The 15,573-nt window shown below is 71.0% G+C and carries 16 protein-coding genes; 3 read left to right on the top strand and 13 right to left on the bottom strand.

The features are described from left to right. Window positions 1-36 precede the first annotated feature (36 nt). From WFJ17_RS17055 to WFJ17_RS17045, 3 genes are all read right to left on the bottom strand, one after another. A complete protein-coding gene (locus WFJ17_RS17055) occupies window positions 37-2,382 on the bottom strand; it encodes an FdhF/YdeP family oxidoreductase (RefSeq protein WP_336649026.1) in 2,346 nt (781 codons plus the stop codon). Continuing rightward, window positions 2,379-3,263: a formate dehydrogenase accessory sulfurtransferase FdhD gene (gene fdhD / locus WFJ17_RS17050; protein ID WP_336649025.1), complete on the bottom strand. Its 885-nt coding sequence runs from the start codon at window positions 3,261-3,263 to the stop codon at window positions 2,379-2,381. The genes WFJ17_RS17055 and fdhD overlap by 4 nt, the downstream gene beginning before the upstream one ends. A 102-nt stretch (window positions 3,264-3,365) precedes the next feature. Further along, on the bottom strand, window positions 3,366-3,932 hold the full coding sequence (locus tag WFJ17_RS17045; RefSeq protein WP_336649024.1) for a TetR/AcrR family transcriptional regulator: 567 nt from the start codon (window positions 3,930-3,932) through the stop codon (window positions 3,366-3,368). A 64-nt stretch (window positions 3,933-3,996) separates the two neighbouring features. Here WFJ17_RS17045 and WFJ17_RS17040 point away from each other — a divergent pair, with 64 nt between their 5' ends. Further along, a complete protein-coding gene (locus tag WFJ17_RS17040) occupies window positions 3,997-4,470 on the top strand; it encodes a DUF1772 domain-containing protein (protein WP_336649023.1) in 474 nt (157 codons plus the stop codon). A 23-nt stretch (window positions 4,471-4,493) separates the two neighbouring features. On the opposite strand, the gene rsfS is transcribed toward WFJ17_RS17040, so the two are convergent. The 9 genes from rsfS to rplU form a co-directional block, all read right to left on the bottom strand. Further along, the gene (gene rsfS, locus WFJ17_RS17035; RefSeq protein WP_374208766.1) at window positions 4,494-4,880 is read right to left on the bottom strand and encodes a ribosome silencing factor; all 387 of its coding nucleotides are present in this window, start codon (window positions 4,878-4,880) and stop codon (window positions 4,494-4,496) included. Further along, window positions 4,880-6,256, bottom strand: a complete 1,377-nt coding sequence (locus WFJ17_RS17030; protein WP_336649022.1) for a hypothetical protein — start codon at window positions 6,254-6,256, stop codon at window positions 4,880-4,882. The genes rsfS and WFJ17_RS17030 overlap by 1 nt, the downstream gene beginning before the upstream one ends. Next, window positions 6,253-6,849 carry a nicotinate-nucleotide adenylyltransferase gene (gene nadD / locus WFJ17_RS17025; RefSeq protein ID WP_251441704.1) on the bottom strand — a complete coding sequence of 199 codons (597 nt, stop codon included), beginning with the start codon at window positions 6,847-6,849 and terminating at the stop codon, window positions 6,253-6,255. The genes WFJ17_RS17030 and nadD overlap by 4 nt, the downstream gene beginning before the upstream one ends. 9 nt (window positions 6,850-6,858) lie before the next feature. Next, complete coding sequence (locus WFJ17_RS17020; protein ID WP_251441706.1) at window positions 6,859-7,086, bottom strand: hypothetical protein; 228 nt, start codon at window positions 7,084-7,086, stop codon at window positions 6,859-6,861. A 48-nt stretch (window positions 7,087-7,134) separates the two neighbouring features. Continuing rightward, a complete protein-coding gene (locus WFJ17_RS17015) occupies window positions 7,135-8,361 on the bottom strand; it encodes a glutamate-5-semialdehyde dehydrogenase (RefSeq protein ID WP_295035132.1) in 1,227 nt (408 codons plus the stop codon). 120 nt (window positions 8,362-8,481) lie between these two features. Continuing rightward, window positions 8,482-9,264, bottom strand: a complete 783-nt coding sequence (proB, locus tag WFJ17_RS17010; protein ID WP_336649021.1) for a glutamate 5-kinase — start codon at window positions 9,262-9,264, stop codon at window positions 8,482-8,484. Beyond that, complete coding sequence (gene obgE / locus WFJ17_RS17005) at window positions 9,261-10,796, bottom strand: GTPase ObgE (RefSeq protein ID WP_336649020.1); 1,536 nt, start codon at window positions 10,794-10,796, stop codon at window positions 9,261-9,263. Before obgE ends, proB begins: the two co-directional genes overlap by 4 nt. Before the next feature lie 123 nt (window positions 10,797-10,919). After that, window positions 10,920-11,177 carry a 50S ribosomal protein L27 gene (gene rpmA / locus WFJ17_RS17000; protein WP_251441714.1) on the bottom strand — a complete coding sequence of 86 codons (258 nt, stop codon included), beginning with the start codon at window positions 11,175-11,177 and terminating at the stop codon, window positions 10,920-10,922. A gap of 20 nt (window positions 11,178-11,197) precedes the next feature. Then, a complete protein-coding gene (gene rplU / locus WFJ17_RS16995) occupies window positions 11,198-11,506 on the bottom strand; it encodes a 50S ribosomal protein L21 (protein ID WP_233309240.1) in 309 nt (102 codons plus the stop codon). A gap of 269 nt (window positions 11,507-11,775) precedes the next feature. Between rplU and WFJ17_RS16990 the strand changes: the two genes are divergently transcribed. Then, window positions 11,776-12,039 (top strand): DUF4031 domain-containing protein, encoded by a 264-nt coding sequence (locus WFJ17_RS16990; protein WP_251441715.1) that lies wholly within the window; start codon window positions 11,776-11,778, stop codon window positions 12,037-12,039. 165 nt (window positions 12,040-12,204) lie between these two features. Here the strand turns inward: WFJ17_RS16990 and WFJ17_RS16985 are convergent, their stop codons facing one another. Continuing rightward, window positions 12,205-14,688, bottom strand: coding sequence for an Rne/Rng family ribonuclease (locus WFJ17_RS16985; protein WP_336649019.1), 2,484 nt, complete (start codon window positions 14,686-14,688; stop codon window positions 12,205-12,207). A gap of 262 nt (window positions 14,689-14,950) precedes the next feature. Between WFJ17_RS16985 and WFJ17_RS16980 the strand changes: the two genes are divergently transcribed. Next, a complete protein-coding gene (locus WFJ17_RS16980; protein ID WP_251441718.1) occupies window positions 14,951-15,571 on the top strand; it encodes a vitamin K epoxide reductase family protein in 621 nt (206 codons plus the stop codon). The last annotated feature ends 2 nt before the right edge of the window (window positions 15,572-15,573 follow it).

Here is a 15,573-nt window from a genome sequence, read left to right as displayed (position 1 = left end):
ACGGCATCACGCCAGGCAGCCCGCGCCGTGGGGGCCTCAGGCCGCGGAGCGGCTCACCGTCACCTGGATGCTCTTCATGAGCGGCTGATCGCTCTGCACGCTGAAGTCGGCGTGCCCGATGAGCACGTTGAGCTCGGGCATGTACCCCGCGGCGTTGCCTCGGGGCAGGTCGTACGGCACCGCGCGGAAGGCGCGCGCGATCCGCGTCGACCCGTCCTTCGACGTCGAGCGGATGTCGACCAGGTCGCCCTCGACGATCCCTCTGGCACGCATGTCGTCGGTGTGCAGGAAGATCAGCTCGCGCAGGTTCTTGACGCCCCGATAGCGATCGTTGTTGGAGTAGATCGTGGTGTTCCACTGGTCGTGCGAGCGCATCGTCTGCAGCACCAGGGTCTCGTCCGACGCCGGGATGACGTCGGGCATCGGCGCCAGCGAGAACTCCGCGAGACCCGACTCGGTCTCGAACACGCGCTCGCGCGCGGGCTGCGGGATGCGGAAGCCGTGCCGGCTCTGGATCCGCTGGTTGAAGCCCTCGAATCCGGGCAGCACCTGGGCCATCACGTCGCGGATGCGGTCGTAGTCGGCGATGTAGTCGTCCCACGGCGTCTGCGTCTGCGGGAGCGTCGCCTTCGCGATGCCGGCGATGATCGCGGGCTCCGAGCGCAGGTAGGCCGATGCCGGCCGCTTGCGGCCGATCGAGAGATGCACCATGCTCATCGCGTCCTCGACGGTGACGCCCTGCGGCCCGGCCTCCTGCTGATCCCGCTCGGTGCGCCCGAGGCACGGCAGGATCACCGCCTTCTCGCCGTGCACGAGGTGGCTGCGGTTGAGCTTGGTGCTCACCTGCACCGTGAGGCGGCAGCGACTGAGCCCTTCGGCGGTGTACGGGGTGTCCGGTGCGGCGAGCACGAAGTTGCCGCCCATGCCGACGAACACCTTCACGGTGCCGTCGTGCATGCCGCGGATCGTCTTCACCGTGTCCAGGCCCTCCCGGCGGGGCGGGTCGATGCGGCAGACCTCGGCCAGCCGGTCGGTCCACGCCGGCGGCCGGTGATCGATGCCGCAGGTGCGGTTGCCCTGCACGTTGCTGTGCCCGCGCACGGGCGACGGTCCGGTGCCCGGCCGCCCGATGTTGCCACGCAGCAGCAGCAGGTTCACGATCTCGCGCACCGTGTCGACGCCGTGCTCGTGTTGGCTGACGCCGAGGCACCAGCTGATGATGGTGCGCTCCGAGCCGAGGTAGATCGCCGCAGCCCTGCGGATCTGCTCCTCGGTGAGGCCGGACTGGCGCACCAGCTCGGCCCAGGGCGTCGCCTCGACGAGCGTCCGGTACTCCTCGACCCCGTTCGTGTATTCGCGGAGGAAGGCGGTGTCCAGCACCGTCGGATCCGTCCGCGCCTCCTCGAACACGACCTTGGCCATACCGCGGATCAGTGCGAGGTCGCCGCCGATGCGCACCTGCAGGTCCATGGTGCTCGTGTCGGTGCTCTTGAACAGCGCCATGTCCACGAACTCGTGCGGCACGATCGTGCGAGTCGCTCCGGCCTCGACCAGCGGGTTCACATGCACGACCTGGGCTCCGCGGCGGACCGCGTCCGACAGCGCCGTCAGCATCCGGGGTGCGTTCGAGGCCGCGTTCACGCCGAGGATGAACAGTGCGTCGCACTCCTCCCAGTCGCGCAGGTCGGCTGTGCCCTTGCCCGTGGCCAGGGACGCCTTCAGGGCTCGTCCGGAGGCCTCGTGGCACATGTTGGAGCAGTCCGGGAGGTTGTTCGTCCCGTACTCGCGCACCATCAGCTGGTACAGGAAGGTGGCCTCGTTGCTCAAGCGTCCCGAGGTGTAGAAGCTCGCCTCGTCGGGGCTGTCCAGCGCCTGCAGCTCCGCGCCGATGAGGGCGAACGCGTCATCCCACGAGATGGGCACATAGCGGTCGGTGACGGGGTCGTAGCTCATCGGCTCGGTGAGCCGGCCCTGGTCCTCGAGGTCGAAGTCGGTCCACTGCGCGAGCTCGGCGACGGTGTGCTGGGCGAAGAACTGGCGGTCGACGCGCTTGTGCGTCATCTCCCAGGTGACGTGCTTGATGCCGTTCTCGCAGATGTCGAGCCGCAGATTGCCGAGGTCGTCCGGCCACGCGCAGCCGGGGCAGTCGAAACCCGAACGCCCGTGGTTCATGATGAGCATCGCCTCGGATCCGGCGATCGGCTCGCGCTCGCGCAGCAGCACCTTCCCCACCGACATCGCCGCTCCCCAGCCGGCTGCCGGGTGATGGTACGGCTTGCGCGACCAGGCCGCCGTCGTGCGCGGCCCGTAGCCGCCCTGGCGGGGTTCCTCGGGCATCAGGCCGAAGGCCGTGCCTCCGCGTGCGTCCACGTCGTCGCTCATCGTCGTGCTCGTCCTTCCTGCACGGGCGCATCGCCCCGCGTCACCGCATCGATCAGCACACGATGCTCGTGCGCGTACACGTTCATGGTTCGGCCCCGGACGAAGCCGAGCAGGGTCAGCCCGGACTCCTCGGCGAGCTCCGCCGCCAGCGACGACGGCGCCGACACCGCGGAGAGGATCGGGATCCCCGCCATCACGGCCTTCTGCACGAGCTCGAAACTGGCGCGTCCGGAGACCTGCAGCACGGTCCCGCGCAGCGGCAGCCGTCCCTCCTGCAGCGCCCAGCCGACCACCTTGTCGACGGCGTTATGCCGGCCGACGTCCTCTCGGATCACCAGCTGCTCGCCGGTCGCGACGTCGAAGAGGCCGGCCGCATGCAGTCCCCCGGTCTTGGCGAATGCCGCCTGCCCGGCGCGGAGACGATCCGGCAGCTCGGAGATCCACTCCGCGTCGACGGTGACGTCGTCGTGCGTCACGTCATGATGCGAGGTCGTCCGCACCGCGTCGATGCTGGCCTTGCCGCAGACCCCGCACGAGCTCGTCGTGTAGAAGCGCCGCGTCTCATCGGCACCGGGGATCCGGACCCCTGGTGCGAGCGTGGCGTCGAGCACGTTGTACGTGTTCTCCGCGCCGCCGGTGCCGGGCCCGCCGCAGTGGATGGCGGACCGGAAGTCGGAGCGGTCTGTGATCACGCCTTCGGAGACGAGGAATCCGATCGCCAGCTCGACGTCGTGCCCCGGCGTGCGCATCGTGACGGCCAGCGGGGTTCCGCCGATGCGGATCTCCAGCGGCTCCTCGACCGAGAGGGCGTCGGCGCGGCGACGAACGCCCTCGCCCAGGGCGATCCGAGTGACCGGCCGCAGAGTCGTGATCCGTCCCACGGCTCGACCCTACCCGTCGATCACCCGCGGACAGGTCGACCCGACCGTCTTTGTCAGCGAGGACAAAGAACGCGCTCGCACGGCACCGCCGCGAGCCGGATGTCAGCTGCGTCGATCGAACAGCGCGACGATCGCCGCAGTCCGGTCGTCCTCGAGCGCCGCATCCAGACGAGCATGCGCGTCCAGCTGGCTCAGGCCGTGCAACGTGCTCCAGAGGAGCTCCGCGCGCACCGCGCGGTCGCGGGCGTCCGTCCCGCCGACGGCGAGCTCCAGCATCCGGAATCCGCGACGGAGCTCCTCGGGTGTCTCCTCGGCGGCGAAGACGACGCTGCTGCGCGCCGACGCCATGGCCTCGTACACGGCCGGATGTTCACGTGCGAAGTCGAGATAGGCCGAGACCAGGGCCGGAAGGATGCTCCCCCGGTCGTCCGGGACATCCATCGCCGCCGCCAGCTCGGCGTATCCCTCGACGACGACCCGACCGACGATGTCCTCGCGTCCACCCGGGAAATGCCGGTACAGGATCGGCTGGCTGACGCCAACCGCGGCGGCCAGGCGGCGCACCGTGACCGCCGGCCATCCCTCGCTCTCGGCGAGCTCCCGGGCGCTGCGGATGATCCGCGACTCGCGTTCGCGGACTCTTTCGGCATCTTGCGCTGATCGGGCCATGGGATTACCTTAGCAGTGCTAACAGTTAGCGCCGCTAACACGTGCATTCCCGATCGGAGAAGCAATGTCCCTCATCATCGGCATCACCGCCGTCCTCGCCGTGCTCGGACTCGCCGGCATCTTCGGCACCGATCTGAGCGTCGCCGTCGTGCAGCGCGCCGTCTACGCGGAACTGGACGACCCCACCCTGGTGCGGATCATCGGCCGCGGCCACTACTACGGCGACCGCCGGTTCCCCGTGATCGGCATCGGCGGCACCGTCGCCACGGCGGCGACCGCGCTGCTGGCGTTCCTCGGGGGCGCCCCGCTCGCCGGACCGCTCGCTGCCGCGGCGCTCATCCTGGTCATCGTGTGGCTGCTGCTGTTCGTCCGGGTCGCGAAGCCCATCAACGCCCGCTTCACCGCGGCAGCAGCGGCCGGCGAGGTCCCTGAGGACGCGCGGGCCCTGCAGGCGCGGTGGGAGTCGATCATCCCGCTGCGCGCAGGGCTGCTGGCGGTCGCGATCGCCCTGCTGTGCGCGACGCTGTTCCTGCTCTGAGGCCTCCTGCCCCGAGGCGGGGCTCAGTCCTGGTCGGCGGCCACGCGCAGCGGCGCCGGCTCGGCGATGGGGACGACCGGGCAGTCCTTCCACAGGCGCTCGAGACCGTAGTACGTGCGCTCCTCCTCGTGGAAGACGTGCACGATGAGGTCGCCGAAGTCGAGCAGCACCCAGCGGGCCTCGCTGCGGCCCTCGCGGCGCACACGCTTGTATCCCGCCTCGATCATGCGGTCCTCGATCTCGTCGGCGATCGCGGCGACGTTGCGCTCGCTGTTTCCGGTGACGAGCAGGAAGATGTCGACGAGCGGAAGGGGCTCCGACACGTTCAGCGCCAGCAGATCCTCCCCGCCCTTGGCACGGGCCGCGTCGGCGGCGATCTGCAGCATCTCTGCGGCGGAGGGTGACTGCATCATGAAGAGAACGCTCCTGTGGCGATGGCGACGATGAGTGCCCCGACCAGTGCGACGGCGAGGGCGCCGGCGGTGATGGTGAGGGCGAGCATGAGCTTGTTGCCCTTCTCGGGCTCCGGCGGTCGGATGACCTCGCCGGCGGGCTTGATGGTGCCGATGGCGGCGCTGGCCGCGATCGGAGTGGGCGACGACGACGGCGCGAGCTCTCCGTCGAGCAGGACCGCATCGATCTCCTTGCCGTCGGCGACACCGTCGGCGTGGCCGCGCGAGCCGAGCCCCGCGGGCAGCTCGTAGCTGCCGGTGACGAGGATCTCGCCGGTCGAGGCGACCGGGCCGGAGAGCGAGGGCCCCGCAGGAGCCTGCTGGAAGATCAGGGCGTTCGGCGCCGCGTGGTGCGATCCGGTGGAATCCCCGATCAGCGTGTCGAAGGAGTCGATCCCCGGCGCGGTCGGGACCGACTGCTCCGAGAGCACCCGGGCGCCGAAGGCCGGGTTGACGGAGGATCCGGTCGGGGCGGCGGGCGCGGCCGGGGCGGGCTCGGGCGTCGCGTCGGACTCGGCGACGAGCTCCGACCACAGCGCGGACTGTCCGGGCTCCTCGATCGCATCGGACATCGGCGCGGCGGGCCGCAGGGGCGCTGCGGCGGGCGCAGCGGCCGGATCCGACGACGGCGCGGCCGGAGCGGTCGCGGGAGTCGTCGCCGCGGCGGCATGCCAGGTGCGCCCGGTCTCCTCCTCGGCGCGCATGACCGCCGAGACCGACACCGGCGCGACGGCCTGCTCGGCGTCGTCGACGCCCTCCTGCTCCTCGTCGGACCCGGACGGTGCCGGTGCCGGTGCCGCGTCGACGGCCGGCTCGTAGGACCGACGGCGACTCGGGTAGGCAGGACGCGGGACGTCGGTGATCATCCCTTCCGCCGCGGGGGCGCTCGACGCCGCGGGAGCCGGCGCGGCGGGCCGCTCCGGGATCGTCATCGGCGCGGCGGCGGACGGCGCGGTCGGCGCTGGGGCGGCCGCGGACGGCGCGACCGGGGCGGTCGGTGCCGGAGCGACCGACGCTGCGGGGTCGTGCACCGGGACAGAGCCCGTGCGGATCCGCTCCTGCTCGCGGATCTGACGGCGGGTCAGCGGCTCCTCGGCGTCGTCCTCTGCGACGGGGTCGGGGCTCGTCTCGGGCGCTGCGACCGGAGGCACGCTCACGGCATCCTGGAGACGCGCGGCCGCGGCCTCCTCCTCCGTGACGATCGGGGTCGAGCCGGTGAGGCGGGACTCCCGCAGCTGCTTCCGGGTCAGCTGACCGCCACCCGATGACGGGTCAGCACCGTGCGTGCTGCTGTCGGCCGACTGATCAGCGGGGCGCTGATCCCATGTGCTCATGACGTGCTCCGATAAAGATGATGCTTCGCGATGTACTGAACCACCCCATCCGGTACGAGATACCAGACCGGGTCTCCCTCGCGGACGCGGGAACGGCAATCGGTCGAGGAGATCGCAAGGGCGGGGACCTCCAGCTGGCTGACGTCGCCGGGCGGCAGACCGTCCGTGCTCAGCACGTGACCGGGTCGGGATACCGCGACGAAGTGGGCCAGATCCCACAGTTCATCATGATCCCTCCAGCTGAGAATCTGCGCCACGGCGTCCGCACCGGTGATGAAGAAGAACTCGGCGTCGGGGCGCTGCGCCTTCAGATCCCGGAGCGTGTCGATCGTGTACGTCGGACCGTGCCGATCGATGTCGACGCGGCTGACCGTGAACGACGGGTTCGAGGCCGTGGCGATCACCGTCATGAGGTAGCGGTGCTCGCTCGGCGTGACGCCGCTCTTCTGCCACGGCTCCCCCGTGGGCACGAAGACCACCTCGTCGAGCCCGAAGGAGTGCGCGACCTCGCTCGCGGCCACGAGGTGCCCGTGATGGATGGGGTCGAACGTCCCGCCCATCACGCCGATCCGCGGCGCCGGAGTGGTCGTCATCGGCTCAGCTCAGTGACCGTGGCCGGCCCCGTGTCCCTCGTGACCGTGCTCCGCGGCCCAGGCGTCCGCCTTCGCGGCGTGGCGGTTGGCGACGTTGCGGTAGGAGAGCGCGACGAGCCCGAGAAGCGCGAACACGCCGCCGGCGATGAAGAAGAACGGGAGCGTCTCCAGCATCACGTTGCCGCTCTGCTCGGTGTTCTCAGCGGCGGCCTGCACGAGCTGTGCGACGAGGTTCATCGATTCTCCAGAGTGATCAGGGTGGATCTCAGCTCCTCAGTCTAGCCCTCAGCCGCGCGTCTGCCCCGCTCCGCGCGCGAGCCACTTGGTGCTGGTCAGCTCCGCGAGGCCCATCGGGCCCCGCGCGTGCAGCTTCTGCGTCGAGATGCCCACCTCGGCGCCGAAGCCGAACTCGCCGCCGTCGGTGAAGCGCGTCGATGCGTTCGCCATCACCACCGCGGAATCGACCTCGGCGAGGAAGCGCTCGATCGCGAGCGCGTCGGTGCTGATGATCGACTCGGTGTGACCCGTGCTGTACCGCCGGATGTGCGCGAGCGCCTCATCGAGGTCGTCCACGACGCGCATCGAGAGGTCGAGGCTCATGTGCTCCAGCCCCCAGTCCTCCTCGGTGGCAGGGACGGCGTCCGGGACGAGACGGCGGATGTCGTCGTCGCCGTGGATGGTGACCCCCTGCGCGATGAGCGCCTCTGCGACCTCGGGCACGAGGCGGTCGGCCGCACCGCGCAGCACGAGCACCGTCTCCACCGCATTGCAGACGCTCGGGCGCTGCACCTTGGCGTTCACGACGATGTCCCGCGCCCAGTCCCGCGGCGCCGACTCGTCGAGCACGATGTGCACGACGCCCGCACCGGTCTCGATCACGGGCACCGTCGACTCGGTGACGACGGTCTCGATCAGCCCGGCGCTCCCCCGCGGGACGAGCACGTCGATGAGTCCGCGGCCGTGCATCATCGCGGTGGCGCCGGCCCGCCCGAAGTCGTCGACCGTCTGGATCGCCTCGGCGCTCACCCCGGCCGAGGCCAGCGCGTCGCGCATCACCTGCACGAGCACCGTGTTGCTCTCGCGCGCGGCGCTGCCTCCGCGCAGCACGGCCGCGTTGCCCGACCTCAGAGCCAGGGCGGCGATGTCGACCGTGACGTTCGGCCGCGCCTCGTAGATCGCCCCGACCACCCCGAACGGCACGCGCACCTGCTCCAGGGCGACCCCGTTGGGCATCCGATGCCCGCCGACCACGCGCCCGACCGGATCCGGCAGCGCTGCGACCTCGCGCACGGCGGCGGCCAGCGCCTGGATCCGCTTGTCGTCCAGGCGCAGCCGATCCAGCAGACCGTCGCCGATCCCCTCCTCGGCGCCTCGCTCGAGATCCCGTGCGTTCGCGGCGATGATGTCGTCCGACGCCGCCGTGAGCGCAGCGGCGATCGCCTCGAGCGCCTTCGCCTTGCCGTCGCTGGTGAGCCGCGCGGTCTCGCGCGAGGCGTCCTTCGCCGCGCGCATGCGCGTTTCCGGGGAGTCGTGACCGGCGGAGACGTCGGCGGGCGCGGTCGTATCGGCGATCATCGTGGACATGCGGTCAGTGTACCCACGCCGCGCGCCACCCGGACGCGGGATGACGGATCAGACCGCGGGTTCGAACCAGGTGCCGATCTCGGCTCCGGAGAGCGCCTCGGCGACGAGATCCGCACTGGTCACCAGCACGCCGATCCCGCTGGCCGCGGCGAGGCGTGCCGCCGAGACCTTCGTCGCGGCGCCGCCGGTGCCCACGCCGTTGACGACCGTCGCACCGAACTCCAGACCCGAGAGATCCGCACCGGCGGCCACCACGTCGAGCGGCTCGGCGGCCGGATCGGACGGCGGCCGCGTGTACAGCGACTCCACGTCGCTGAGCAGCACGAGCGCATCGGCCCCGACGAGCTGCGCGACGAGGGCGCCGAGCCGGTCGTTGTCGCCGAAGCGGATCTCCTGCGTGGCCACGGTGTCGTTCTCGTTGACGATCGGCAGCACCCGCAGTCCGAGCAGCCGCTCCATCGCCCGTCGCGCGTTGCTGCGCGACGTGGGGTGCTCGAGGTCGCCGGTCGTCAGCAGCACCTGTCCCGCCACGATGCCGTGCGGGCGCAGCGCCTCCTGATAGCGGTAGACGAGCACGTTCTGGCCGACCGCGGCCGCCGCCTGCTGCGTCGCGAGGTCGGTGGGGCGGGCCTCCAGCTGCAGGAACGGGATGCCGGTGGCGATGGCCCCCGAGGAGACCAGCACGATCTCCGCGCCGCGCGCGTGCGCCGCTGCCAGCGCCTCGACCAGCAGGGGGATCCGCCAGGCGGCGTCGCCGCTGATAGACGAGGATCCGACCTTGACGACGATGCGCGCGGCTCCGGGCAGGTCCGCCCGGGTGAATGCCGTCACCGCGCGTCCTCGCCGGACTCCTCGACGTCCTCCCCCGTGGCGGCGCGGGTCGCGAGGCGCTGCTCCTCGAGCTCGGCGCGTGCTGCGGCCTTCGCGTCCATGCGCTCGTGGTACCGCTCGCGACGCTCGCTCGTGGTGCGGCGCGTGTTCGGGTCGAAGCGGGAGTCGAGGCCGCGCGGCGACGTGATCAGCTCGGCCGCGGAGCTCAGCTGCGGCTCCCAGTCGAACACGATGCTCTCGCCCGGGCCGATGACGACGGTGGATCCGCGCACCGCACCGAGGCGGAACAGCTCGTCCTCGACGCCCAGCTTCTCCAGACGGTCGGCGAGGTAGCCCACGGCCTCCTCGTTCTGGAAGTCGGTCTGCTGCACCCAGCGCACGGGCTTCTCGCCCAGGATCCTGTAGATGTTGCCGTAGCTGCCGCCCTCGACCCGGATCTCGAAGTCGCGCTTCGCGCCCTTCGGGCGGATGACCACGCGCTCCTTGGGCGCTTCGGCGGCCGCGGCGAGCTCGGCGCGGTGGGCGTCGACGATCTCGCCGAGCGCGAAGGTCAGCGGGCGCAGCCCCTCGTGGGCGACCGTGGAGATCTCGAACACGCGGAAGCCGCGCGCCTCGAGCTCAGGGCGCACGAAGTCGGCGAGCTCGCGCGCCTCGGGAACGTCGATCTTGTTCAGGGCGATCAGCTGGGGACGCTCGAGCAGCGGCACCTGCCCCTCGGGCACCTCGTAGGCGGCGAGCTCGGCGAGGATCACGTCGAGATCGCTGATCGGATCGCGGCCCGGCTCGAGGGTCGCGCAGTCGAGCACGTGCAGCAGCGCGGAGCAGCGCTCCACGTGCCGGAGGAACTGGAGGCCGAGTCCGCGGCCCTCGCTCGCGCCCTCGATGAGTCCGGGGACGTCGGCGACGGTGTACCGCGAGTCCCCGGCCTGCACGACGCCGAGGTTCGGGTGCAGCGTGGTGAACGGGTAGTCGGCGATCTTGGGACGGGCCGAGGAGATCGCGGCGATCAGGCTCGACTTGCCGGCCGACGGGAAGCCGACCAGCGCGACGTCGGCGACCGTCTTGAGCTCGAGCACGACATCGCCCTCGAAGCCGGGCGTGCCGAGCAGCGCGAAGCCGGGGGCCTTGCGCTTCGGAGTCGCCAGTGCGGCGTTGCCGAGGCCCCCGTGGCCGCCCGCGGCGACGATGTACCGCTCGCCGGGCGTGACCATGTCGGCGAGGATCTGGCCGTCCGTGGTCTTCACGACGGTGCCCACCGGCACCGGGAGCTCGAGGTCCTCGCCGTCGTAGCCGGAGCGGTGGTCGCCCATGCCGAAGCCGCCGTTCTGCGACGTCCGGTGCGGCGAGTGGTGGTACGAGAGCAGGGTGCCGGTCTGCGGGTCGGCGACGAGCACGATGTCGCCGCCGTCACCGCCCTTGCCGCCGTCGGGCCCGCCCAGGGGCTTGAACTTCTCCCGGTGCACGGACACGCAGCCGTTGCCGCCCTTGCCCGCGCGCAGGTGCAGCGTCACCCTGTCGACGAACGTGACCATGCGGGGATCCTCCTGGGTTGGCGGGCGGTGGGCCCTGTTGATCGTGCCGGGAATAGGGAAACGGGGCGAGCCGAAGCCCGCCCCGTTTCCGAACGCTCAGCCGATGGCCGAGCCGTCGAAGCCTTACTCGGCAGCTGCGACGATGTTGATGACCTTGCGGCCGCCCTTCGCGCCGAACTCGACCGCACCGGCGGCGAGGGCGAACAGCGTGTCGTCGCCGCCACGGCCGACGTTCACGCCGGGGTGGAAGTGCGTGCCGCGCTGGCGGACGAGGATCTCGCCGGCGTTGACGGTCTGGCCGCCGAAGCGCTTCACGCCGAGTCGCTGTGCGTTGGAGTCACGACCGTTGCGGGTCGAGCTCGCACCCTTTTTGTGTGCCATTTCTCAGCTCCTCTTCGTGCTTACTTGATGCCGGTGATCTTGACGCGCGTGAGGTCCTGACGGTGCCCCTGGCGCTTCTTGTAGCCGGTCTTGTTCTTGAACTTCTGGATGACGATCTTCGGGCCGCGGAGGTGGCTCACGACCTCTGCCGTGACCTTGACCTTCGCGAGCTTGTCGGCGTCGGTGGTGATCTTGTCACCGTCGACGAGGAGCACCGCGGCGAGCTCGACCTTGTCGCCCTGGGCCGCCTTCAGACGGTCGAGCTGAACGATCGTGCCGACCTCGACCTTCTCCTGGCGTCCACCGGCGCGCACTACTGCGTAAACCACTTCATACCTGTTTCGTTGGGGAGCGGGACCGCTCCGTAATCTCACGGGAAGACTGTGCGTGCATCGCGCCACAGCAGAGGGATCCGCAGTGGCGGGCGCGAGTTGCATGATCCCGCGGCGGCCGAGTGGGGCGTCCGGCGCGGTGCACCAAGGAGCTACTTTACCGGAAGCGCCGTCCCCTCGCAAAGCGAGCGCGGCCGTGTCGGGATCCCGGATCCGATCCGCTCCGATTCGGCCGCGCGGCCGGCACGGCGTCCTAGGATCGCGGAATGGCGATCCTCGTGGACGACCCGATCTGGCCGGCGCACGGCCGGCTCTGGGCGCATCTGGTCAGCGACTCCGACGTCGACGAGCTGCACGCCTTCGCCGCCGCGCACGAGATCCCGCCGCGGGCCTTCGACCTCGACCACTACGACGTGCCGGAGGACGCACTCCCCCGGCTCATCGCCGGCGGTGCGGAGCACGTCGGCGGCAAGGAGCTCACCCGCCGTCTCATCGCCTCAGGGCTGCGCGTCCCTGCCCGCGACCGCTGATCGACCCGCCCCTCCGCACTCCCCGAAGGATCGTCGCTCTCCGACGGTCGTCGCGACGATCAGCACATCATGTGACGATCAGCACAGGATCCCGCAGGATCCGTGTGCCGATCGTGACACTGTGTGCCGATCGCGACATGCGTCTCCCGACGACGCGTGCGGGTCTCAGGCCTGCTCGCCCCGCGGCGCCGCCTCGGTCGTGTGCACGACGGCCGTCCCCGCGGAGAGCGCCGCCGTCGTCACCCGACGACGATTGCGGCCCTGACCCGGGGCCTTGGGCTCGGGCAGCGCGTCCAGCACGGAGTCGAGCAGCTGCTCGGCCTCGGTCTTCGGGCCCTTGCCGCGGTCGGATCCGCGCTTCTTGCGCTGCTTCTTGGGCCGCTCGGCGACGGGCGCCTCGGCAGCGGCGTCGACCGGTGTCTCCGCGGAGACCGGAGCCTCTCCCGCGGGCCGGCTGGAGGCGGCGATCTGCGCGAGCGCCGACTTGGCGCCCTCGGGGATGCTGTGCGTGCCGCCGTTGGCGGCGGCGGGCGCGGGCGCACCGTTCGCCGCGCCGTTGGACGGCGAACCGCCGTTCCCGCCGCCGCGCTGGCGCCGGTTGGACGTCTGCTGCGGCGCGGCCGCGCGGTGCTTGACGACGGGATCGTGATGCACGATCACGCCACGGCCCGCGCACACCTCGCAGGGCTCGCTGAAGGTCTCGAGCAGGCCGAGACCCAGCTTCTTGCGGGTCATCTGCACGAGCCCGAGCGAGGTGACCTCGGCGACCTGGTGCTTGGTGCGGTCGCGGCTCAGGCACTCCACGAGTCGGCGCAGCACGAGATCGCGGTTGGACTCGAGCACCATGTCGATGAAGTCGACGACGATGATGCCGCCGATGTCGCGCAGACGCAGCTGGCGGACGATCTCCTCCGCGGCCTCGAGGTTGTTCTTGGTGACGGTCTCCTCGAGGTTCCCGCCCGAGCCCACGAACTTCCCGGTGTTGACGTCGACGACCGTCATGGCCTCGGTGCGGTCGATCACGAGGGATCCGCCCGACGGCAGCCAGACCTTGCGGTCCAGGGCCTTCTCGATCTGCTCGGTGACCCGGTAGGCGTCGAACGGGTCGCGCTCGTCCTCGTACGCCTCGACCCGGTCGAGCAGGTCGGGGGCGACGCTCTCCAGGTAGGAGCGGATCGTGCGGCCGGCGTCGGCGCCCTGGATCCGCATCCGGGTGAAGTCCTCGTTGAAGACGTCACGGACGATCTTGACGAGCAGGTCGGGCTCGGCGTGCAGCAGCGCGGGCGCCTGCTGGGTCTCGACCTGCTTCTGGATGTAGCTCCACTGCGCCGTGAGGCGCTGCACGTCGTTGGTCAGCTGCTCCTCGGTCGCGCCCTCGGCCGCCGTGCGCACGATCACGCCGCTGGACTCCGGGAGCACCTCCTTGAGGATCCGCTTCAGGCGCGCGCGCTCGGTGTCGGGCAGCTTGCGCGAGATGCCGTTCATGGATCCGTTCGGCACGTACACGAGGTAGCGGCCGGGCAACGAGATCTGGCTGGTCAGGCGGGCGCCCTTGTGACCCACCGGGTCCTTGGTGACCTGCACGAGCACGCGGTCGCCGGCCTTGAGCGCGAGCTCGATGCGCCGGGGCTGGTTGCCGGTCTCGACGCCGTCCCAGTCCACCTCACCGGAGTACAGGACGGCGTTGCGGCCGCGGCCGATGTCGACGAACGCGGCCTCCATGCTGGGGAGCACGTTCTGCACGCGCCCCAGGTACACGTTGCCGATGAGCGACGCGTCCTGGTTGCGGGCGACGTAGTGCTCGACGAGGACGTTGTCCTCGAGCACCGCGATCTGGGTGCGGCCGTTCTTCGAGCGCACGATCATCTCGCGGTCGACCGCCTCGCGACGGGCGAGGAACTCGGCCTCGGTGACCACGGGGCGGCGGCGGCCGGCGTCGCGGCCGTCGCGGCGGCGCTGCTTCTTGGCCTCGAGCCGCGTGGATCCCTTGATCGCCTTCGGCTCGGTGATGTACTCGACGACGCGCTGGCGCTGGCGCGGCTGCTCGGCGTCGCCGCCGCGCCCGCGGGTGCGGCGGCCGTCCTCGGCGTCGCGGCCGGTGTCGCGCGTGCGCGCCGGAAGCGGGACGAACGCGGGGGCGTGGAAATGCAGCTGCGTCGAGACGCGCGACACGAAGATCTCCGGCAGTAGCCCCAGGCTCACGGCGGTGGCCGCCACGGGCTCCGCCTCGGGAGCGGACTCGGCTGCGGTCTCCGCGGCCGGCTCGCTCTCCGGGGCCGCCTCGGCCTCAGACTCCGCGGGGACCTCGGCCTCGACGACGGGCTCGGCCGGCTCAGGCTCGGCAGCGACGGGCTCGGCCTCGGCCGTGGGCTCGGCCTCGACGGCGGGCGCCGGCTCGGGCTCGGCGATGGGCTCGGCCTCGACGGCGGGCTCGATCTCAGCCGCGGGATCGCCGATGCTCTCGTCCTCGGTGGATGCCGCAGCGTCCCCGACGGGCGCATCGGGGGTCTCGACGGGCGCCTCCGGGGCGTCCTGGACCTCGGCGGGTGCCGTGTCCTCGACCGCCGGGGGCTCCGCGGAACCCGGCGCTACCGGCAGCAGCGCGTCGATGTCGAGGGTAGGGGCGTTGTCATTGTTCTCGTCGGCCATCTCTGGCGTACTCCCTGCACGACGGGCGAGCCGTCGTGAATTCTCTCGTGCGATGCGCTCGGCACCGCGAACTCAATCGGTCTGCGATCGGCGTGTGCTCTGATCGCTGGGGGCCGGAGCCCCCGAAGTCTGTATCCGTCGTCCGTCGTCATGGCGGTGCGACCCGTCCATTATCGCACCATCGGGGCAGGATGCCCGCCTCGACGCGTTCCGATGCGCGCGGATGGATCCCGCGCAGAAGCGCGACTGCGATAATCGCGGCATGTCTGCACAGCGCAACCTCGCGGGAACCAGGCCCGTCGGCTACGCCATCTGGCTCATCGTGGCGAGCGTCGTCGGGTGGTGGGCGGCCTTCCAGCTCACACTCGACAAGTTCGCCACCCTGGAGAACCCGACCGCGGATCTCAGCTGCAACGTCAGCGTGTTCGTGCAGTGCGGCAAGAACCTGGACTCCTGGCAGGGCTCGGTGTTCGGCTTCCCGAACCCGCTGATCGGCCTCACCGGCTGGATGGCGCCGCTCGTCGTCGGCGTGGCGATCCTCGCCGGTGCGCGCTTCCCGCGCTGGTTCTGGGCGCTCTTCGGCCTCGGGATCACCGGCGCGTTCGTGTTCATCGCCTGGCTGATCTGGCAGAGCTTCTTCGACCTGCACACGCTGTGCCCCTGGTGCGGGCTGACCTACCTCGTCGTCATCCCGACATTCCTGGCGACCGTGCAGCAGCTGTTCGCGAACGGGACGTTCCCCGTGGGCAAGGGCGCCCAGCAGGCGGCGCGCCGCCTCGGCGCGTGGGTGCCGCTCGCGTCGATCCTGGGGTTCGCGATCGTGGTGATGCTCGCCCAGATCGCCGGCGTCGACCTGATCGGCGAGGTCGTGCGGATGTTCTGAGG

It is taken from the genome of Microbacterium sp. MMO-10 (assembly GCF_037148715.1).
Taxonomy (GTDB): domain Bacteria; phylum Actinomycetota; class Actinomycetes; order Actinomycetales; family Microbacteriaceae; genus Microbacterium.
The sequence above is the reverse complement of the archived record's forward strand: the minus strand, read 5'-3'. Positions and strand labels throughout refer to the sequence as shown.